Here is a 20,267-nt window from a genome sequence, read left to right as displayed (position 1 = left end):
CCCGACACGAAGGGGTGGTCTCGCATGGCCGAAGTCAGCGCCGAGGCCCGCATCGGGGCACCGACCGAGAAGGTCTGGGCCCAGCTGACGGACTTCAGCAGCTACGACCGGTGGAACGCCACGCACACCGGCTTCCCCCAGGGCGCCCCCGCCGCCCTGGAGCTGGGCACCGCCTACGTGGAGAACATGAAGCTCATGGGCTTCCCCGCCGAAGTCTCCTGGACGGTGGTGGAGTTCGAGGCGGGCCGGCTCCTCGGCATCAAGGGAGCGGGCCCGATGGGGGTGAGCGTCGGCAACCGCTACCGTCTCACGCCCGAGGGGGACGCGACGCTCGTCCGCATCGAGGGGGAGTTCACCGGTGCCGCGGTGTCCTTGATGGCCGGCCGGCTCAGGGACTCGGCGACGGCCGCCCTCGACGAGTCCCTGCACAAGCTCGCGGGCCTGGTGACCTGACGCCCCGACCCACCGCAAGCGTCGACCCCGCACGGACTGCGTGCGGGGTCGACGCTTGCGTGCCGCCGTCACCTCAGTCTTCGTCGGCGAGGATCAGGTAGAGCTTCTTGCGGGTCTCGTTGATCGCGTCGAGGGCCTTCTGACGCTGCTCGGGGCTACCGGTCTTCCAGACCTGCCCGAAGGCCTCCATCAGCCCCCAGCCCGCCTGGCGGATCTCGTTGACGGTGTCCCAGTCGACACCGCGACCGGCCTCCTCCCACGGGGCGTCCGGCCCCGCCTCGGACTCGGCCCGCCCGGATTCGGTGAGCGTGAAGAGCTTCTTGCCACCCTCGCTCGCGCTCGCGATCAGCCCTTCGTCCTCCAGCATCTGGAGGGTCGGGTAGACCGAGCCGGGGCTGGGCTTCCACGCCCCGCCGCTGCGCTCGCCGATCTCCTGGATCATCTCGTACCCGTGCATCGGCCGGTCCTTCAGCAGCGCGAGGATCGAGGCCCGCACGTCACCGCGCCGAGCCCGGCCCCGGCCGCCGCCCCGCCCCCGGCCACCGGGGAACGGGCCGCCGAAGGGCCCGCCGAACGGCGGACCGAACTGCCCGAACGCCCGACGGCGCCCTTCGAATCCGCTCCATCCCTGATGTCCGGGCCCGCACGACCCGGGCCCACCCTCGTGTCCGTATCCGTGTCCATGCCCTGGGGAACGCATCTCGTGCTCCTTCCATCGTCGATCTTTCACGATACCTCAACGATATATCGGAACAGTTCGTTCGGCAAGAGGGGCCAACCGCTTCGCATTGGCCTTGGCGACCCGCTCCCCGCGCCGCCTACGGTCGCCCCATGCGCATCCGAATCGTCGACGCCTTCGCCGCCCGCCCCTTCTCCGGCAACCCCGCGGGCGTCGTCCTGCTCCCCGGGGCCGACCGCTTCCCCGACGACGGCTGGCTCCAGCGGGTCGCCGCCGAGGTGAACCTCTCCGAGACCGCCTACGCCCACCCCCTGACCGACACCGCGGACCCCGCGGAGTGGGCGCTGCGCTGGTTCACCCCCACCACCGAGGTCGCCATGTGCGGCCACGCCACCCTCGCCACCGCGCACGTCCTGCACACCACGGGCGCCGCGACCGGCACCGTCCGCTTCACCGCCCCGTGCGGAACGCTGGTGACGACGGCGCACGAGGACGGCACGATCACCCTGGACTTCCCCACCGCGCCGCTCACCGAGGTCGCCCCGCCGAACGGCCTCGAAGCCGCCCTCGGCGCACCGGCGCTCACCGTCCGCGACACCGGACCGCACGTCGGCGACCTGGTCGTGGAGGTCGCCGACGAGAAGACCGTCCGTGGCCTCGCGCCCGACCTGGCTGCCGTCGCGGGGCTGCCGCAGCGCGGCGTCATCGTCACCGCCGCCGCGGACGACCCCTCGCAGGGCCACGACTTCGTCTCGCGCTGCTTCTTCCCCCAGGTCGGCATCGCCGAGGACCCGGTGACGGGCAGCGCCCACACCGCACTCGCACCGTTCTGGTCCGAGCGCCTCGGGCGGGCGCGGCTCACCGGTCTCCAGGCGTCCGCCCGCTCCGGGCTGGTGCGCACCGAGGTGCGCGGCGAGCGGACCCTGCTGACCGGCCGCGCGGTCACCGTCATCGACGGCGAACTGCTCACCGCGCCCTGACCGGCACCATGCAAAAGGGGCGTACGGATCGATCCGTACGCCCCCATCCCGCGCGGCGCGCCCTGTGCGGCCGGTCGCCTCACGCCGTGGGCAGCCACCCCACCTTGCCGGCGAGCAGCGCGTATCCGACGAAGGCCACGATGTCGAGCAGGGCGTGCGCGACCACCAGCGGCCCGACCCGCCCCCAGCGCCGGTACAGCAGCACGAACACCACGCCCATGACCAGGTTCCCGATGAAGCCGCCGATGCCCTGGTAGAGGTGGTACGACCCGCGCAGCACCGAGCTCGCCACCAGCGCCGCCATCGGGGACCAGCCCAACTGCGCGAGCCTGCGCAGCAGATAGCCCACCACGATCACTTCCTCCACCACGGAGTTCTGGATCGCGGAGAGGATCAGGACCGGGAACTTCCACCACACGTCCGGCAGGGACTCGGGCACGACGGTCAGATTGAACCCGCTCGCCCGCGCGCCGAGGTAGAAGGCGAGTCCGGCGCTGCCGATCCCCGCCGCCACCAGGGCGCCCCGCCCCAGGTCGGGCCAGGGCTTGGTGCGGTCGAAGCCCATCGACCGCAGCCCGCCCGCCCCCTCCCGCGTCAACAGGTGCGCCACCAGCACCACGGGCACCAGCGCGGTCGCGATGCCGAAGAGCTGCCACGCGAGGTCGAGCCAGGGCCGACCGGGGGCGTACGAGCCGTTCAGCGTGGCCGCCTGCTCCTTCAGCCCGCCCGGCTTCGTGAGCGATCCGACGAAGCTGATGAGCGCGGACACCGCGCTCGCGCCCAGGGAGAGCGCCAGCACCAGCAGCAGCTCGGACCGAAGGGTCCGGTGCGTCAGCGCCTCCCGGTCCAGGGGAAGGGCGTCGTCAGCCGCGCGTCCCGCCTCCGTGTGCACACGTGCCTCCCGGTTCAAATGCCTCCGCTCATCCCATCACAGCGGGCCGGGCACGGCGCACACCGCGGAAGCGGACGAGCGGCGGAAGGCACGCCGCCGGGAGGGTCCTCAGGCGCCGGGGCCGGGGAACCCCGTCGGCCAGGTGTGCACCGGCTCCCCGCGGTGCATCAGTTCGCGGTAGCGCCGGGTGGTGGCGGCCAGGGCCGCGTCCCGGCCGAGCCCCGCGTCCAGCGCCCGGTGGAAGGTCTCGGCCTGCCAGGTCGCGCCGTTGGTCCGGCGCCGGCAGCGCTGCTCGATGACCCCGAGGTAGCGGTCGCGGTCGGCCGCGGAGACGTTCCACGCGTCCAGCCCCGCGGCGGCCAGCGGCAGCAGCTCGTCCCGGACGAGCTTGGTGACGGGGACCGTCGTGACGCCGCCGGCCCGGCCGGGCCGGGGCCAGCGCAACTCGGCGTCGATCCCGTCGCGGCACGCGGTGTCGAAGTTCTCCGCGGCCACCTCGAACGGCAGCCGGTTCCACACCGGTCGCGGCTCGTCCGCGAGCGCGCGCACCAGCCCGTAGTAGAAGGCGGCGTTCGCGACGACGTCCGTGACGGTGGGGCCGGCCGGCAGCACCCGGTTCTCCACCCGCAGGTGCGGGACGCCGTCCGCGACCCCGTACACCGGGCGGTTCCAGCGGTACACCGTGCCGTTGTGCAGGACGAGTTCATGCAACCGGGGCACCCCGCCGTCGTCGATGACCCGCAGCGGGTCCTCCTCCTCGTCGCAGATCGGCAGCAGCGGGGGGAAGAAGCGCAGGTTCTCCTCGAAGAGGTCGTACGCGGACGTCACCCAGCGCTCGCCGAACCAGGTGCGCGGTCTGACACCCTGTGCCTGGAGCTCGGGCGGCCGGGTGTCGGTGGCCTGCTGGAACAGGGGCGGCCGGGACTCCCGCCACAATTCCTTGCCGAACAGGAAAGGCGCATTGGCCCCCACCGCGACCTGGACGCACGCCACGGCCTGCGCCGCGTTCCACACGTCCGCGAACCGCGCCGGCGTCACCTGGAGGTGCAGTTGTACGGAGGTGCAGGCGGCCTCCGGCGCGATGGAGGCCGACGTACAGCTCAGCTGCTCCACCCCCGCGATGTCCAGGGCGAACTCCTCGCCCCGCGCCGCCACGATCTGCTCGTTCAGCATCGTGTAGCGGTCGTCGGCGGAGAGGTTGCCGCTGACCAGATCGGCCTGGGAGAGGGTCGGCAGAATACCGATCATCAGGATCCCGGCGCCGACTTCACTGGCTTTGCGATCGGCATATCCCAGACCGGCCCTCAGCTCTTCGGCCAGCTGGTCGAGAACGTGCCCGCCGAGCCGGTGCGGCACGATGTTCACTTCCAGGTTGAACATTCCGAGTTCGGTCTGGAAATCGCGACTCGCGATGCGTTCCAACACTTCTGCATTCATCATGCGGGGCTGACCGTCGGCGCCCACGAGATTCAGCTCGATCTCCAGGCCCATCAGATTCTTCGGCCGGTCGAAGCGCTTCTCGTCCAGCAGTCGCGCCAGGCCCGCGAGGCACTGCTGCAACTTCCGCCGGTACCGCTGGCGATCGGACAGCTCGAAACCGTCGGTGACGACCTTGTCCCCCATCGAAGCGTCCTTCCTCGGGTGGGCGGCACACGGCGTCGGCCGCTCGGCTCAGGGACGATAATGCCCAGACTGACTGATCCATAACGCAGCGCGGACGGCCCGGGACCGTTAGTGTGGCGGCTACGATCCCGCGGTCGACCAGCCGTGCGCCAGGAGCACCTACCCCCACCCAGGTGCAATGGACACCCACTCCGCGGCAACTGTGGTGAAAAACTCCGACAGGTTTCGGCCTACCAGGGTTCGGGCAAAATACCTGGCCGTTGTGTGACGTACATCAGAAATCCGACACAACACCCTTCGCACAAAGACCTGAACCAGCCTTGCCGTGAATGGCACAGGACGCTAGCGGAAACACCGCGCGAACACGTGTCGTATAAACTCCGCTACTGAGGCATACGGTTGGCGCCCGGCGGCCCTTCCAGTCCCCTTGGCCCCCGCGTGCCGACAACGCCGTCCGCACTGGCGCCCTTTTCACCGATACACCGTGTCTCCCCGAGTGAGAGGCGACCCACCATGCCGCTGCATGTCCTCCAGGCCCCCGCGCCTGCTGTCCGCAGCGTTCTCGCGGCACTCAGTTCCCCTACCGCCGTCCGTGAGGACCGCACCCCGGCACTCAGGTCCGTCCAGGGACCCGTGAGCCCCGAATCACCGCTGCCCCTCCACGTGCTGGACCAGGTCGTCACCGACGACACCGGGCCCCGCACCCGCACCCGTCCCATGGGCTGGCGCTTCCTGCTCCGCGGCGACGACCGGTACGTCGCCGCGGCGGAGACGCTGCTGTCGCCCGACGGATGGGCCTTCTCGCACTTCTTCGAAGGCCCCTACCTCAGCTCGACCGAACTGGCCCTACGACAGGCGGAGTCGTTCGCGACCCCGTTCCAGCCGCGCCTGCTCTCCGTACCCGCGCTCTACATGCTCACCCTCTGGCTGCACGGCGACCCGGAGGCCGACGCCTCCTCCACCGTCCTCGCGCCCACGGACGTCCTGATGCCCCTGGCGCCGGCGCCGCCGGGCATCACGGCCCACCGGCCGTACCGGGTCGCGGAACTCCTCCCGGTGATGACCCTGCGGCTCACCCCGGCGCCGCTCCTCGGCTCCCCCGCCTGACGGGGGTGGCCCGAGCGGCTTGAACCGCACCCCGCGCCGTGCGCCCCGCGACTGTTCGCCAGTTGCGGGGCGCACGGCGCTCCGGACCGGACTAGCCCGTTCCGACCATCGCGAACCACCCGAAAGGACAGTCGAGTTGGGCTGAACCATCCAGGTGGGTGATGCGTCCCTGACGAGTGAGACGAGCTGTCGCGAAATCCCTGCGGATCGGCGCCCGTGGGGCAACACTGGGAAGAGAACGACAGATACGGGGGACGGCCATGACGGCACCTTCTAGCCGCAGGACACACATCACACCAGAGCGAGAGATCCCAGCCATGTGCCAGCACCAGCCACCCTGCCCGACGTCAAACTCCGCCGACAGGGACGCCGCACGTCTCCTGGCGCATCACCCCGAGCAGGGCTGGAGCCTCCTGTGCAACGGAGTGCTCCTGTTCGAGGACACCGGCGAGCTGCTGCCGGACGGCCAGGTCATCGCTCCGCACCGACCGCTCCAGACCACCACCGCCGCCTAGGCAGCGCACACCACCCGGTGCAGCAGCGGTCACGACGCACGACCGGACAGGACGAAAAAGGGGCCGGACGGGACCACGAGTGGTCTCCGTGCCGGCCCCGACGCATGCCGTGGGCGGCGGTGCGTCAGTTCTCGTACTCGTCCAGCGGCGGGCAGGAGCAGACCAGGTTCCGGTCGCCGAACGCGCCGTCGATGCGCCGCACCGGCGGCCAGTACTTGTCCGCGCTCGCCCCGGCGGGGAAGACGGCCTCGTCACGCCCGTAGGCGTGCTCCCACTCCCCGCCCAGCGCAGCAGCGGTGTGCGGCGCGTTCCGCAGCGGGTTGTCGTCCGCGGGCCACTCGCCCGACGCGACCTTCTCGATCTCCGCCCGGATCGCGATCATCGCGTCGCAGAACCGGTCGAGCTCGGTCAGGTCCTCGCTCTCGGTGGGCTCGATCATCAGCGTCCCGGCGACCGGGAAGGACATCGTCGGCGCGTGGAAGCCGTAGTCGATCAGCCGCTTGGCGATGTCGTCGACGCTGACGCCGGTCGCCTTCGACAACGGCCGCAGGTCCACGATGCACTCGTGCGCGACCAGCCCGGCCGGGCCCGTGTACAGCACCGGGTAGTGCGGCTCCAGCCGCTTGGCGACGTAGTTGGCCGCGAGCACCGCGACCTGGGTGGCGCGCTTCAGGCCCTCGCCGCCCATCAGCCGCACGTACGCCCAGGAGATGGGCAGGATGCCCGCCGAGCCCCAGGGCGCGGCCGAGATCGGGCCCACGCCCGTCTCGGGGCCCGCCGCGGGCTGGAGCGGGTGGTTCGGCAGGAACGGGGCGAGGTGCGCCCGGACCGCCACCGGGCCGACGCCCGGACCGCCGCCGCCGTGCGGGATGCAGAAGGTCTTGTGCAGGTTCAGGTGCGAGACGTCGCCGCCGAAGACGCCCGGCTTCGCCAGCCCCACCAGCGCGTTGAGGTTGGCACCGTCGACGTACACCTGACCGCCGGCCTCGTGGACCTGGGCGCAGATGTCGGCGACGTGCTCCTCGAACACCCCGTGGGTCGACGGATAGGTGATCATCAGCACCGCCAGCTCGTCGCGGTGCTTCTCGATCTTGGCGGTGAGGTCGTCGACGTCCACCTCGCCGTCGTCGGCGGTCCTGACGACGACGACCTTCATGCCGGCCATCACCGCGCTCGCGGCGTTGGTGCCGTGCGCGGAGGACGGAATCAGACAGACCGTGCGCTGCTCGTCGCCGTTGGCGCGGTGGTACGCACGGACCGCGAGGAGCCCGGCGAGCTCGCCCTGGGAGCCCGCGTTCGGCTGGAGGGAGACCTTGTCGTACCCCGTGACCTCGGCGAGTCGCTCCTCCAGCTCCCGGATCAGGGTGAGGTAGCCATCGGCCTGGTCGACCGGGGCGAAGGGGTGGATCTGGCCGAATTCGGGCCAGGTCACCGGCTCCATCTCGGTGGTCGCGTTGAGCTTCATCGTGCAGGAGCCGAGCGGGATCATGCCGCGGTCCAGCGCGTAGTCCCGGTCGGCGAGTCGGCGCAGGTAGCGCAGCATCGCGGTCTCGGAACGGTACTGGTGGAAGACCGGGTGGGTCAGGTAGTCGTCGGTCCGCAGCAGGCCCTCGGGCAGCGCGTCCGGGGCGGTGGCGTCCAGCGCGTCGAGGTCGGCCTCGACGCCGAACGCGACCCAGACGGCGGCCACGGCGGTGCGCGAGGTGGTCTCGTCGCAGGCGACGGAGACGTGGGAGTCGTCCACGAGGCGGAGATTGACCCCGCCCTCGCGCGCGGCGGCGACCACGTCGGCCGCACGGCCCGGTACGCGCAGCGTCAGGGTGTCGAAGTACGCGCCGTGGACCACCTCGACCCCGCCGGCCGTCAGACCCGCGGCGAGCAGTGCGGCGTAGCGGTGGGTGCGCTCGGCGATGGAGCGCAGCCCCTGCGGGCCGTGGTACACGGCGTACATTCCGGCCATCACCGCCAGCAGCACCTGCGCGGTGCAGATGTTGCTGGTGGCCTTCTCGCGCCGGATGTGCTGTTCCCGGGTCTGGAGGGCGAGGCGGTACGCCCTGTTCCCGTCGGCGTCCACGGAGACGCCGACGAGCCGTCCGGGCAGGCTGCGGGCGAACGTCTCGCGCACCGCCATGTAGCCGGCGTGGGGTCCGCCGAAGCCCATGGGGACGCCGAAGCGCTGCGTGGTGCCGACGGTGATGTCCGCGCCCAGTTCCCCGGGGGAGGTGAGCAGGGTCAGGGCGAGCAGGTCGGCGGCGACGGTGACGACGGCACCGAGGCCGTGGGCCTGCTCGATGACGGGCTTGATGTCCCGTACGGCCCCGGAGGCGCCCGGGTACTGCACGAGGACGCCGAAGACGCCGCGCTCGGCGATCTCGGCCGGGATGCCGTCGCTCAGGTCGGCGGTGACGACCTCGACGCCGGTCGGCTCGGCACGGGTGCGGATCACGGCGACGGTCTGCGGCAGCGCGTCGGCGTCGACGAGGAAGACGCCGTCCTTCACCTTGCCGACGCGGCGGGCGAGCGACATGGCCTCGGCGGCGGCCGTGGCCTCGTCGAGGAGGGAGGCGCCGGAGGTCGGCAGGCCGGTCAGGTCGGCGACCACCGTCTGGAAGTTCAGCAGGGCCTCCAGTCGGCCCTGGGAGATCTCCGGCTGGTACGGCGTGTAGGCGGTGTACCAGGAGGGGTTCTCCATGACGTTGCGCAGGATGACCGGCGGCGTGAAGGTGCCGTGGTAGCCGAGGCCGATCATGGACGTCAGGACGGTGTTCCGGTCGGCGAGGCCGCGCAGTTCGGCGAGGACGTCCGCCTCGGTGCGCGCCTGCGGGAGGCCGAGGGCCTCGGCGCTCTTGATGACGTCGGGGACCGCGGCTGCGGTCAGCTCGTCCAGCGAGCCGTACCCCACCTGCGCCAACATCTTGGCCTGGGCCTCGGCGTCGGGCCCTATGTGGCGCTGCTCGAACGGAATGCCTCGCTCCAGCTGCGTGAGCGGGGTGCGGTTGGCGGTCATGTAGGCGGCCTCCTGGTCTGATGCGACCTTCGAGGGGCACCACGGCGCGGATGCCCTGGACGGCCTCCCCCTCTGTCATCTCAACCTGAGAGCTTCACCGGTCCGCCCGCAGCGGGCGCACCGGCTTTCACCGTCGGTGAGAGCGGATGCCGTCCGACGCCCGCCCTACTTTCCAGAGTGACCTCGTCCATGCGGTACAGGTGCCTGAGAGATTCCGGGGAGGATTTGCTCCTTCGGCGCCACCGGCGGCCTGCCGGTGGACTCTCCCGCACGGGGTCAGCAGCCGCTGCCAGCCTACCAGCGCACCCCCTCCCGGCTCGATCATGTGATCGCCCGAGTGGCCGACGCCCGCGATGTGCCCTTTCGTAAGCCTTAGGCAGCAGTTGCGACCCCCTGGAGGGACCGTGCAGACCGACATCGATCCGCGCAGCCTGATCGGGCGCAAGGCTTTCGACCGCGACGGCGTGAAGATAGGGACGGTCGACGAGGTGTACCTGGACGACGCCACGGGGTCACCCGAATGGGCCGCCGTCCGGACGGGGCTGTTCAGCCGGGACGCCTTCGTCCCCCTCGAACCGAGCACCGTCGTGGATGACGCCCTCCGCGTCCCCTACGAGCGCGCCCTGATCAAGGGCGCACCGGACTTCGGCGTCGGCCGCCACCTCTCCCCCGAGCAGGAACTCCAGCTCTACCACCACTACGGACTCGACCTCTCCCTCCCCCCGGAAGCCTCCCCCTCCTCTCGCCCCTCCGCCCCCGGCGAGCCCGCCGGCGACGGCGGCTGATCCACCAGCGGCAGCGGCTGTGACGGCACGAGGTCCGGGTCGTCCACGCGGAACGTCCGCACCCGTCCCGGCGGGCCCTGCGGCACCTCGAAGCGCACGGTGACACGGCCGACCCCACTCCCCTGCACCCACCCCGCCCCGTACAGGGCGTGCCGCACGTCCTGCCCGGCGGGCCACCGGCGTACGGACGCCTCCGCTTCGGCCAGCCCGCCTCCGAAGTGGCCGTCGCCCACCACCCCACCCGCGCCCGCCGGCTGCAAGGCCGCGGACCCTGCCCCTTCCTCCTGCGACTGACCCGCACCCTCCGCATCGACCCCGGCCGCCCGGGCGCTGGCGGCCTGCGCGAACAGGTCCTCCTGCGTGTAGTCCGCCAGCCCCGACACCCCCACGCCGAGGAGCCGAACCCCACCCGTGGTGTCCACCGCCTCCAACAGCCGCGCCGCCGCCTCCCGCACCACCGCGGGGTCGTCCGTGGGCCCCCGCAGGGTCTCGGAGCGGGTCAGCGTGGAGAAGTCGTACCGCCGCACCTTCAAGACGATGGTGCGGCCCGAGTGCCCGGACGCCCGCAGCCGCTGCACGCACCGGTCCGCCAGCCGCTCCACCTCGACGCGGATCCGCACCCGGTCGTGCAGGTCCACGTCGAAGGTGTCCTCCACCGACACCGACTTCGTGTCGCGCTCGGCGACCACCGGCCGGTCGTCGTGCCCGAGGGCCATCCGGTACAGCCCGGTGCCGTGGGCCCTGCCCACCAGCCGCACCAGCTCGTCCTCCCCCGCCTCCACCAACTCGGCGCAGGTCGTGATCCCGCCGCGGCGCAGGTGCTCACCGGTGGCGGGCCCCACGCCGGGCAGGATCCGCACCGAGAGCGGCCCCAGCAGCGCGCGCTCGGTGCCCGGCTCGATGAGGACGAGACCGTCCGGCTTGGCCTGTTCGGAAGCGATCTTGGCGAGCATCTTCGACCCGGCCAGCCCCACGGAGCCGGTCAGCCCCGTGACCGCCAGGATGTCCGCGCGCAGCCGCTCACCGGCCGCCCGTGCCGACGCCGCGTCCCGGGCCGCACCCGCCGCCTCCAGGTCCACGAACGCCTCGTCCAGGCTCAGCGGCTCCACCAGCGGGGAGAGTTCGCCGAGCAACCGCATGACCTGCTCGCTGATCGCACGGTAGAAGGCGAACCGCGGGACCAGATACGCCGCGTTCGGCGCCAGGCGACGGGCCTGCGCCATCGGCATCGCCGAGTGCACCCCGAAGCGCCGCGCCTCGTACGACGCCGTGGCCACCACCCCGCGCGGTCCCAGCCCCCCGACGATCACCGGCTTCCCGCGCAGACTCGGCTTCGCCGCCTGCTCGGCGGCGGCGAAGAAGGCGTCCATGTCGAGATGCAGGATCGTCGGAGCGGCTCTCACGCCTCCGATGCTGCCTCATGCCACTGACAGCGCCCGGCAGGGCGGTCGTGCCGCGCCCGGCGGGCCGATCGGGGTCAGCCGGCCCGATCGCGCCGACGACGGGCCAGCTCGTCCGCGGGGTTGTTGCCGATCAGCGTCTCGCCGGTGTCGATGCGCTCGCCGTGCAGCTGACCCAGCGCGACCTCGACGTCCCGCCACACCACCCCCACCGCGATGCCGAAGACGCCCTGCCCGCCCTGGAGCAGATCGACGACCTCGTCCGGCGAGGTGCACTCGTACACCGTCGCCCCGTCGCTCATCAGCGTCATCCGCTCAAGATCGGCGAAACCCCGCTCCCGCAGGTGCTGCACGGTGGCGCGGATGTTCTGGAGCGCGACACCGGTGTCGAGGAAGCGCTTGACGATCTTCAACACGACGACGTCGCGGAAGCTGTACAGCCGCTGGGTGCCCGAACCGTACGCCGGGCGGACACTGGGCTCCACCAGACCGGTGCGCGCCCAGTAGTCGAGCTGTCGATAGGTGATCCCGGCCGCCGCACAGGCCGTGGGCCCCCGGTACCCCACCACCTCCGGCGCCTCTTCGACCGCACCCCGCTGGAGCGGATACGGTCCGCCTTCCACCGGACTCCGTCCGGGGACGCCCCCAACCGCACCGTCGCCGCTGCTTCTCACGCCGACCCTCCGTCCTTGACCTGCCCACCCGACGGTAGGCAGTCACCAGGGGTGCGTCAACGATCGCCACACTCGCCACGCCGAGTGATAATCACCCTAAGAGTGGTTTCACGTGCCTCAAATCGGGGAAGGGGTACGTGATTGGGCTAAAGCGGCTCCATCAGTCACTGACTGCTCGTCCCGAAGTCCTCGGGAGAGATCTGGTCGAGGAACTCACGGAACTTCTCCACCTCGTCCTCCTGCTCGTCCGGGATCGCGATCCCCGCGTCGTCGAGCACCCCGTCACTGCCGTAGATCGGCGTTCCGGTGCGCAGTGCGAGGGCTATGGCGTCGGAAGGACGCGCGCTCACCTCGACCCCGCTGGCGAAGACCAGCTCCGCGTAGAAGACGCCGTCGCGCAGGTCGGTGATGCGGACCTCGGTCAGCTCCTGGCCGACCGCGTCCAGCACGTCCTTGAAGAGGTCGTGCGTCAGCGGTCTGCTGGGCGCCATGCCCTGCTGGGCGAAGGCGATCGCGGTCGCCTCCCCGGGGCCGATCCAAATGGGGAGGTACCGATCGCCTCCCACTTCACGCAGGAGCACGATCGGTTGGTTGGAGGGCATTTCCACCCGGACACCCACAACGTCGAGCTCGTTCACACAGCAACCCTAGGCCGTGCGCGGCCCCTTTGGGTAGTCGGGCACGGCCATGATCACTGGAGGCGGACCCCCAGGGCGGTCTGCACCAGGGCCGCGTGGAGCCGTACGGACAGGGTCGCCAGCTCTTTGGCGGTGGCTTCCGCATGTGCCCGGGTCTGTGGGTTCCGATGCCGCCGCAAGGGTGCCACGACCTGCTCGACCAGCCCGACCTCGCGGTCCGCGCCGGCCTTGACCGCCCGCAGATGGCGCGGCTCCAGCCCGAACCGGCCCAGCTCGGCCACCAGCCGGGCCACGGTCACCGCCTCGGCGTCGTACGAACCGTCCTCACCGGCTGTGAGCAGTCCGTACGACTCCCATTCGGTCAGCTGCTCCTCGGCCACCCCGGCCCCGGCGAGCAGCTCCGCCCGGCCCACCCGCGCCACCGTGGGCGCCTCGGGAACGTCCTGGGCGGCGCCGGCGGCCAGCTCGCGCCGCCCGCCCTGCGCCGGCAGCTGCGGCTGCTCACCGCGCTCGACCGCGTCCAGGTGCTCGCGGATGACCTTCAGCGGGAGGTAGTGGTCCCGCTGCATCCGCAGCACCTGCGCCAGTCGCTGCACGTCCGCCGGGCTGAACTTGCGGTAGCCGGACGGCGTGCGCCGGGGCTCGACCAGCCCCTCGGCCTCCAAGAAACGGATCTTGGAGATGGTGATCTCGGGGAACTCGTCGTGGAGCTGGGTGAGCACCGTGCCGATGCTCATCAGCCTCTCGCCCTTGGTGGCGGTGCCGTGGCTGGCACCGCCCGTCGGTGTTCGCAGCATGTGCCTCCCCAGACGGGTCACAGGCGGTTACCGGCGATCACATGCCCCGCTGGCTCGCGTGGCTCGCGTGGAAGACCAGCCGGTACTTGCCGATCTGGACCTCGTCGCCGTTGGCCAGATAGACCGCGTCGATGCGCTCGCGGTTCACATAGGTGCCGTTCAGACTGCCGACGTCGGCGACGCTGAAGCTGCCGTCGGGCTGCCTGCGGAACTCCACGTGGCGCCGGGACACCGTCACGTCGTCGAGGAAGATGTCGCTCTGCGGGTGGCGGCCCGCCGTCGTCAGCTCGCCGTCCAACAGGAAGCGGCTGCCCGCGTTCGGACCGCGCCGCACGATCAGCAGGGCCGAACCGAGCGGCAGTGCCTCCACGGCGGCCTGCGCCTCGGGCGACAGCGACGGGAGCTGGGTCTGCCCCGTGGTCTCCGAGTCGTACGCCTCCAGGCCGGAGATGGAGATCGTGGAGGTGGTCTCCGAGGCTCGCTCGGGGGTCACGCCGCTGCGCAGCGGCGCACCGCAGTTGGAGCAGAACCGACCGGACTCGGGGTTGCGGTAACCGCACCTGGTACACACCGTCACACCAGCCATGGACGGATCCTCCTGCCGCGGCTGTCCCCCGTGGGGGTTGGTCGCGTACGGGTCGGAGGGGAACCCTCCACCCCTACTTGACGTCGATGGTTCCCCGAAACCTATGCGGCCGGCACCGGCAGGGTCAACAGACGACGCGCCCGGTCCGCCGGGAATGTCACCGCCCGGACCAGCGAGCTCGTCGCGGAAGAGGGGGCGCTGGCCGCTCTGCTCCTCCTGCTGACCCTGGCGCTTGGCGCGGTGCTTGGCGTTGCCGCCGTCCTCGCGGGCGCTCTTGCCGAACAACTTCGCAAACAACTTCACGGGCGATTCCCCTTGACCGAAATAGACCCGCCCGTGGGGCAGGACGAACTCCTGATGATCACGCCTGCTGACCCGGACACCCTCACAACGTCCGTACCCGCCAGACAGTTTCCACCACGGGGAGGGCAGTTCATCCGCCGACCCCCCGCAACTTCATGCCCCGATGCGCAAAGCCCCATCCTCCCCCGCCTCACTGGGTCGACGACCGAGCGTAGTCAGGCTGCTTCGCAGGTCGCAAGGCGTCCACGACGATCTTCTCCGATCGCTCCACGGTGGCCGTGGCCTGCTCCTTCTCCAGTGTCTGCACCACTCCCCCGGGGATGTTCAGGGCCGGCTCCAGGTCCTGCGGCTTTCCGATCACCTTGAAACGGTACGGCGCGCTGATCGTCTTCCCGTCCACTTCCACGTTGCCGGCCGCGCCGGTGAAGTACGTGTCGGCGACGACGCGGTTGCCGTTGACCTGGATCGCCTCCGCCCCGGCCGCCCGCAGCTCCTGGATGGCGTCCAGCAGCATGTCGGGCTCGACCGCTCCGGCCGCGTCCTCGATCGTCAGCGCGATGCCCGGCCCCTGTGCCGCGACGGTACCCGCCAGGATCCCGAGCTGCTGCTCCTTCTGCTGCGTCTGGCGGCGTGCTTCCTCCGCCTGGTCCGAGCTGCTCTCCAGCTCCGCGCGCTGCCCCTCCAGGGTGCGCTTCTCGTCCTCCAACCGCTCGGTGCGGCTGTCCAACTCGTCGAGGATGCGGACCAGATCCTCCTGGCGGGCACCGCGCAGCGCGCTGTTGTCGCTGGTGGAACGCACCTGGATGGCGAGGCCCAGACCGAGCACGAAGAGCAGCAGGGCGACGGTGAGTTGGGCGCGGGTGACCCTCGGGGGCCACAACCCGGCCAGCAGGCGCTGGCGGCCCGTGGACTGGCTGCGGACCCGGTCCGCGGCGGCCGGCTCGGCGGCGGCCCGGGGGCCCGGGGGCCGCTCGGGCGGCAGGGACCCGTCGGGCTTGGTGAGGTCGACGCGGTCCGTGGGTTCCGTCGACGCTTCGGGGCGCTGGTCGCGGTGCACCGGCGTCACGCCCGGAAGACGTGTCGGCGGATCGCGGCGGCGTTGGAGAAGATCCGGATGCCCAGCACGACGACCACGCCGGTGGACAACTGCGCGCCGACGCCCAGCTTGTCACCGAGGAACACGATCAGCGCGGCCACCACCACGTTCGACAGGAAGGAGACGACGAAGACCTTGTCGACGAAGATCCCGTCCAACATGGCCCGCAACCCGCCGAACACGGCGTCCAGCGCCGCGACGACGGCGATGGGCAGATAGGGCTCGACCACCGCCGGAACCTCGGGGCGGACCAACAGGCCGACCACGACTCCCACGACGAGGCCCAGTACGGCGATCACGATGTGCCTTTCCCTGTCTCGGCCGCACCCTGCCCGCTCCCCTTCGGGGCTTGCGGGGTACCCGGCTCCGCTGTACGTACGATCAGGCTCGGGGCAGCCGGAAGACGCACCTTGTCCTCAGTAGAGATGCTGAAACGGATGCCGAAGTTCTCCCGCAGCGCGTGCAAATAATGTCCGTCGGCGCTGTCCTGGAACGTCGTGCTCAACTTCTTCCCGTCCCCCACCGCGAGCACCGTGTACGGCGGCACCAGCGGCTTGTTGTCGACCAGTATGGCGTCTCCCGCCGCACGGATCGCGGACAGGGCGGTCAGCCGCTGCCCGTTGATGGCCACGGACTCCGCGCCCGACTCCCACAACCCGTTGACGACGCGCTGCATGTCACGGTCCCTCACCCGGCCCGTGTCGCTGAAGCCACTGCTCTCCCGCGGCCCGCCGCCGGTGCCGCCGGTGCCCTTCGCGTCGTCGACGACCAACTTCACCCCCGGGCCCTCGACGTCGGTCGCCCCCGCGATCAGTGCCACCGTCGGCCCGCGGTCGTCGCCGTCCGAGTTCAGGGCCTTGCGCTGGCGCTCGCCGACCTCCTTGCGCAGCGCGTCGACGCCGCGCGCCAACGCGTCCGCTTCGGCGGTCTCCGCGTCGATCCGGTCGATCAGCTCCTCGCGCTCCTTGGCCACGACCGGTGCCGATATCCGCGCCTCCGCAGCGCCCACGGTGACGATCCCGGCGGCCAGCAACAGCCCCACGCCCAGCCACAACTTGGCGCGCAACGTACGGGGAAGGCCCCCGCCCTCGGCCCGTCGCCGCGCCGCTGCCTCGGCGTACCCGTCGTCGAGGCTGTGCTCCATCACGTTCGTCAGCAGCGACATGGACGCATCGGGGCGGGCGGGCGGAGAACCAGTGCTCCGATGGGGGTGCTGCTGCGGCATGCCGCACATCGTCGCACGTCGCGACCCGTACCGCCGAATGGCCCCACCGGTGGGCGGCGAGTCCTGTGACGAGCCTTCGCGCAGGGCTCGCCGCCCCTGGTTCACACGTCAGTGACCTGCGCTGTCGACGACCTCGGCCCACTCGTTCAACAGTGCCTGGGCCGACGCGTCATCGGGCCCTTCGGCCCACAAATGAGTGACTGCCTCCGCTGGGTCGGGCAGCACCATCACCCAACGCCCGTCGGTCTCCACGACCCGTACCCCGTCCGTGGTGTCCACGTGCCGTTCGCCGGCCGCCTCGACGACCCGGCGCATCACCAGGCCCTTCACTGCCCACGGGGTCGCCAGGTCCCGCTTGAGGACGTGTGCCCGCGGGATGCGGGCGTCGATCTGGCTGAGGGTGAGCTGGGTGCGGGCCACCAGCCCCACCAGCCGCACCAGCGCCGCCGTGCCGTCGAAGACGCTGCTGAACTCGGGCACGATGAAGCCGCCGCGCCCGTCGCCGCCGAAGATCGTGGTGTCCTCGCGCCCCACCCGCGTCAGGTCGTCTGGCGACGTCGTCGTCCACTCCACCTGGGTGCCGTGGTACGCGGCCACCTGCTCGGCGATGCGCGTCGTGGTCACCGGCAGCGCCACCCGTCCGCTGCGCCGCTCCGCTGCCACCAGGTCGAGCAGCACCAGCAGCGCCCGGTCGTCCTCGATGATCCGGCCCCGCTCGTCGACCAGGGACAGCCGCTCGCCGACGGGGTCGAACCGGACGCCGAAGGCGGCCCGCGCGGACGCCACGATCTCGCCCAGCCGCACCAGCCCGGCCCGCCGCGTCTCGGCGGACTCGGTCGGACGGGCTTCGTCGAGCCCCGGGTTGATCGTCAGCGCGTCCACCCCGAGCCGGCCGAGAAGGCTCGGCAGCACCAGTCCGGCGCTGCCGTTGGACGCGTCCACGACGAGCTTCAGTCCGGACTCGGCGACCCCCGTGGTGTCCACGTTGCGCAGCAGGGACCCGGTGTACGAGTCGAAGACGCTGGCCGGGAAGTGCAGGTCGCCGATCTCGCCGGGGAAGGCGCGCCGGTACTCCTGGCGTGCGTAGACCCGGTCCAGCTTCCGCTGTCCGGCTTGCGAGAGGTCGGCGCCGCGCTCGTCGAAGAACATGATGTCGACGGAGTCCGGTACGCCGGGGGACGTACGGATCATGATGCCGCCGGCACTTCCGCGCGCCGTCTGCTGGCGGGCGACCGGCAGCGGCACGTTCTCCAGGTCGCGCACGTCGATGGCGCTGGCCTGGAGCGCGGAGATCACGGCCCGCTTGAGCGCCCGCGCGCCGCGGGAGTGGTCGCGGGCGGTGGTGACCGTCGCGCCCTTCTTCAGCGTCGTCGCGTACGCACCCGAGAGCCGCACGGCCAGCTCGGGGGTGATCTCCACGTTGAGGATCCCGGATACTCCGCGCGCACCGAAGAGGTGCGCCTGGCCGCGCGACTCCCAGATGACGGAGGTGTTGACGAACGCCCCCGCCTCGATCGTCTTGAACGGGTAGACGCGGACGTTGCCCTGGACGATGGACTCCTCGCCGACGAGGCACTCGTCGCCGATCACCGCGCCGTCCTCGATACGGGCGGACCGCATGACGTCGGTGTTCTTGCCGATGACGCAGCCGCGGAGGTTCGAGTGCTCGCCGATGTAGACGTTGTCGTGGATGACGGCCTTGTGGAGGAAGGCGCCGCTCTTCACGACCACGTTGGATCCGACGACCGTGTGTTCGCGGATCTCCACGTCGGCTTCGACCTTGGCGTAGTCACCGATGTAGAGCGGTCCGCGCAGGACCGCGTCCGGGTGCACCTCGGCGCCTTCGGCAACCCAGACGCCCGGTGAGATCTCGAATCCGTCGATGTCGACGTCGACCTTGCCTTCGAGGACGTCCGCCTGGGCCTTCACATAGCTCTCGTGGGTGCCGACGTCCTCCCAGTAGCCTTCGGCGACATAGCCGTAGATCGGCTTGCCTTCCTTCATCAGCTGCGGGAACACGTCGCCGGACCAGTCCACGGGCACATCGGCTTCGACGTAGTCGAAGACCTCCGGCTGCATGACGTAGATGCCGGTGTTCACGGTGTCCGAGAAGACCTGGCCCCAGGTCGGCTTTTCCAGGAAGCGCTCGACCTTCCCCGCCTCGTCGACGATCGTGATCCCGAATTCGAGTGGATTGGGGACCCGGGTCAGACAGACGGTGACCATCGCGCCCTTCTCCTTGTGGAAGGAGATGAGGTCGGTGAGGTCGAAATCGGTCAGGGCGTCACCGGAAATGACGAGGAACGCGTCGTCCTTCAGCGCTTCCTCTGCGTTCTTCACGCTGCCCGCGGTGCCGAGCGGTTTCTCTTCGTTGGCGTAGGTGAGCTCCATTCCGAGCTCTTCGCCGTCACCGAAATAGTTCTTCACGAGCGAGGCGAGAAACTGCACGGTCACGACGGTCTCATTGAGACCGTGTCGCTTGAGCAGCCGCAGCACGTGCTCCATAATCGGCCGGTTGGCGACTGGCAGGAGCGGCTTGGGCATGCTGGAAGTCATGGGGCGAAGTCTGGTTCCTTCGCCACCAGCCATCACGACGGCCTTCATGTCGGAAGCGTCCTCCTTGAGAGACGACGGCCCAGCCGACTTCGCTCGCCCCGAGAAGCCCTCTTGGCGTCATGCGCGAACGGCCACACTGCACGGCGCGCACCAACGAGGTCAATCGGCCGCTGTATCCGCCTTGACGAGACGGCGGACCTGGACCACGTACAGGATCCCTGCCCACCAATACAGAGTTGTACCCCATCCCGCGAAGGCCCATCCGAAAATGGCGGCAAGTGACGCAAGCCACCCTGACCCGTCACTCAGGAGCAGCAACGGGAAGGCGTACATCAGGTTGAAGGTGGCGGCCTTGCCGAGGAAGTTCACCTGCGGTGGCGGATAACCGTGTCGACGGAGGATTCCCACCAACACCAGCAACATCAGTTCCCGGGCCAAAAGGACCGCGGTGAGCCAGAGGGGCAGGATCTCGCGCCACGTCAGGCCGACCAATGTGGACAGGATGTACAACCTGTCGGCCGCTGGGTCCAGGAGCCGCCCGAGGCTGCTGATCTGGTTCCACTTGCGGGCGAGCTTCCCGTCGAGGTAGTCGCTCACCCCGCTGAGCATCAACACCAGCAGGGCCCAGCCGTCGCTCTTCGGACCTCCGAACTCGGGGCGGAGGATCAGCCACAGGAAGAGCGGGACGCCGGCCAGGCGGGCCATGCTGAGGATGTTGGGGATGGTGAGCACCCGGTCCGTCTGGACGCGGGTCTCCTGGACCTCCACCCGGAGCCTCCCGTGGGGAACGTGCCTACGATGCCCCCTGACCTTACCGTCACAAACGGTGCTGCTCGGCACGGGGGTGGTTCTGCCGTGCGGTCCGAAAAAGTCTCCGGAAATGCGAAAAGGGCCCCACACCGAAGTGTGGGGCCCTCTCCTCAAATATTGTTCGGCGGCGTCCTACTCTCC

General features: G+C 70.6%; 19 protein-coding genes and 1 riboswitch. Of the genes, 5 read left to right on the top strand and 14 right to left on the bottom strand.

Annotation, left to right across the window (positions count from 1 at the left end; all coding sequences use genetic code 11):
• Positions 1 to 24 precede the first annotated feature (24 nt).
• Positions 25 to 453 carry an SRPBCC family protein gene (locus tag AB0E05_RS26955; RefSeq protein WP_361967973.1) on the top strand — a complete coding sequence of 143 codons (429 nt, stop codon included), beginning with the start codon at positions 25 to 27 and terminating at the stop codon, positions 451 to 453.
• A 73-nt stretch (positions 454 to 526) separates the two neighbouring features.
• On the opposite strand, the gene AB0E05_RS26950 is transcribed toward AB0E05_RS26955, so the two are convergent.
• Positions 527 to 1,153, bottom strand: coding sequence for a PadR family transcriptional regulator (locus tag AB0E05_RS26950; RefSeq protein ID WP_361967971.1), 627 nt, complete (start codon positions 1,151 to 1,153; stop codon positions 527 to 529).
• 131 nt (positions 1,154 to 1,284) lie between these two features.
• On the opposite strand from AB0E05_RS26950, the gene AB0E05_RS26945 reads away from it, so the two are divergent.
• Entirely contained in the window at positions 1,285 to 2,112 is an 828-nt protein-coding gene (locus tag AB0E05_RS26945; RefSeq protein ID WP_361967969.1) for a PhzF family phenazine biosynthesis protein, read from the top strand.
• 79 nt (positions 2,113 to 2,191) lie between these two features.
• Here AB0E05_RS26945 and AB0E05_RS26940 read toward each other — a convergent pair whose 3' ends face one another.
• On the bottom strand, positions 2,192 to 2,962 hold the full coding sequence (locus tag AB0E05_RS26940; protein ID WP_361968108.1) for a CPBP family intramembrane glutamic endopeptidase: 771 nt from the start codon (positions 2,960 to 2,962) through the stop codon (positions 2,192 to 2,194).
• 150 nt (positions 2,963 to 3,112) lie between these two features.
• A complete protein-coding gene (locus AB0E05_RS26935) occupies positions 3,113 to 4,627 on the bottom strand; it encodes a glutamate--cysteine ligase (RefSeq protein ID WP_361967967.1) in 1,515 nt (504 codons plus the stop codon).
• Between the two features lie 513 nt (positions 4,628 to 5,140).
• Here AB0E05_RS26935 and AB0E05_RS26930 point away from each other — a divergent pair.
• Both AB0E05_RS26930 and AB0E05_RS26925 read left to right on the top strand, forming a co-directional pair.
• Positions 5,141 to 5,734, top strand: a complete 594-nt coding sequence (locus AB0E05_RS26930; protein ID WP_361967965.1) for a hypothetical protein — start codon at positions 5,141 to 5,143, stop codon at positions 5,732 to 5,734.
• Positions 5,735 to 6,051: 317 nt separating this feature from the next.
• Entirely contained in the window at positions 6,052 to 6,249 is a 198-nt protein-coding gene (locus AB0E05_RS26925; RefSeq protein WP_361967963.1) for a DUF5999 family protein, read from the top strand.
• Positions 6,250 to 6,373: 124 nt separating this feature from the next.
• On the opposite strand, the gene gcvP is transcribed toward AB0E05_RS26925, so the two are convergent.
• Positions 6,374 to 9,256, bottom strand: coding sequence for an aminomethyl-transferring glycine dehydrogenase (gene gcvP, locus AB0E05_RS26920; protein ID WP_361967961.1), 2,883 nt, complete (start codon positions 9,254 to 9,256; stop codon positions 6,374 to 6,376).
• A 182-nt stretch (positions 9,257 to 9,438) separates the two neighbouring features.
• A riboswitch (glycine riboswitch) is annotated at positions 9,439 to 9,535 on the bottom strand.
• A 74-nt stretch (positions 9,536 to 9,609) separates the two neighbouring features.
• On the opposite strand from gcvP, the gene AB0E05_RS26915 reads away from it, so the two are divergent.
• Positions 9,610 to 10,041 carry a PRC-barrel domain-containing protein gene (locus AB0E05_RS26915; protein WP_361967959.1) on the top strand — a complete coding sequence of 144 codons (432 nt, stop codon included), beginning with the start codon at positions 9,610 to 9,612 and terminating at the stop codon, positions 10,039 to 10,041.
• Here the strand turns inward: AB0E05_RS26915 and AB0E05_RS26910 are convergent.
• The 10 genes from AB0E05_RS26910 to AB0E05_RS26865 all read right to left on the bottom strand — a co-directional run bounded on the left by AB0E05_RS26910 (position 9,954) and on the right by AB0E05_RS26865 (position 20,084).
• The gene (locus tag AB0E05_RS26910) at positions 9,954 to 11,444 is read right to left on the bottom strand and encodes a DNA polymerase IV (RefSeq protein WP_361967957.1); all 1,491 of its coding nucleotides are present in this window, start codon (positions 11,442 to 11,444) and stop codon (positions 9,954 to 9,956) included. The genes AB0E05_RS26915 and AB0E05_RS26910 overlap by 88 nt on opposite strands.
• A 74-nt stretch (positions 11,445 to 11,518) precedes the next feature.
• On the bottom strand, positions 11,519 to 12,064 hold the full coding sequence (locus AB0E05_RS26905; RefSeq protein ID WP_361967955.1) for a MerR family transcriptional regulator: 546 nt from the start codon (positions 12,062 to 12,064) through the stop codon (positions 11,519 to 11,521).
• 215 nt (positions 12,065 to 12,279) lie between these two features.
• Positions 12,280 to 12,753, bottom strand: a complete 474-nt coding sequence (locus AB0E05_RS26900) for a bifunctional nuclease family protein (RefSeq protein WP_361548248.1) — start codon at positions 12,751 to 12,753, stop codon at positions 12,280 to 12,282.
• Between the two features lie 53 nt (positions 12,754 to 12,806).
• Positions 12,807 to 13,550 carry a MerR family transcriptional regulator gene (locus AB0E05_RS26895; RefSeq protein ID WP_361967953.1) on the bottom strand — a complete coding sequence of 248 codons (744 nt, stop codon included), beginning with the start codon at positions 13,548 to 13,550 and terminating at the stop codon, positions 12,807 to 12,809.
• A gap of 37 nt (positions 13,551 to 13,587) precedes the next feature.
• Positions 13,588 to 14,568: an FHA domain-containing protein gene (locus AB0E05_RS26890; protein ID WP_361968106.1), complete on the bottom strand. Its 981-nt coding sequence runs from the start codon at positions 14,566 to 14,568 to the stop codon at positions 13,588 to 13,590.
• A 61-nt stretch (positions 14,569 to 14,629) separates the two neighbouring features.
• On the bottom strand, positions 14,630 to 15,496 hold the full coding sequence (locus AB0E05_RS26885; protein ID WP_361968104.1) for a DUF881 domain-containing protein: 867 nt from the start codon (positions 15,494 to 15,496) through the stop codon (positions 14,630 to 14,632).
• A gap of 5 nt (positions 15,497 to 15,501) precedes the next feature.
• The gene (locus AB0E05_RS26880) at positions 15,502 to 15,834 is read right to left on the bottom strand and encodes a small basic family protein (protein ID WP_003970459.1); all 333 of its coding nucleotides are present in this window, start codon (positions 15,832 to 15,834) and stop codon (positions 15,502 to 15,504) included.
• On the bottom strand, positions 15,831 to 16,760 hold the full coding sequence (locus AB0E05_RS26875; RefSeq protein ID WP_361967951.1) for a DUF881 domain-containing protein: 930 nt from the start codon (positions 16,758 to 16,760) through the stop codon (positions 15,831 to 15,833). The genes AB0E05_RS26880 and AB0E05_RS26875 overlap by 4 nt, the downstream gene beginning before the upstream one ends.
• A gap of 108 nt (positions 16,761 to 16,868) precedes the next feature.
• The gene (locus AB0E05_RS26870) at positions 16,869 to 19,364 is read right to left on the bottom strand and encodes a mannose-1-phosphate guanyltransferase (RefSeq protein WP_361967949.1); all 2,496 of its coding nucleotides are present in this window, start codon (positions 19,362 to 19,364) and stop codon (positions 16,869 to 16,871) included.
• A 111-nt stretch (positions 19,365 to 19,475) separates the two neighbouring features.
• Positions 19,476 to 20,084 (bottom strand): CDP-alcohol phosphatidyltransferase family protein, encoded by a 609-nt coding sequence (locus AB0E05_RS26865; RefSeq protein WP_361967947.1) that lies wholly within the window; start codon positions 20,082 to 20,084, stop codon positions 19,476 to 19,478.
• Positions 20,085 to 20,267: the final 183 nt, after the last annotated feature.

It is taken from the genome of Streptomyces sp. NPDC048057, assembly GCF_040653095.1.
Classification (GTDB): Bacteria; Actinomycetota; Actinomycetes; order Streptomycetales; family Streptomycetaceae; genus Streptomyces.
This window is presented reverse-complemented; position numbering and strand designations above follow the sequence as displayed.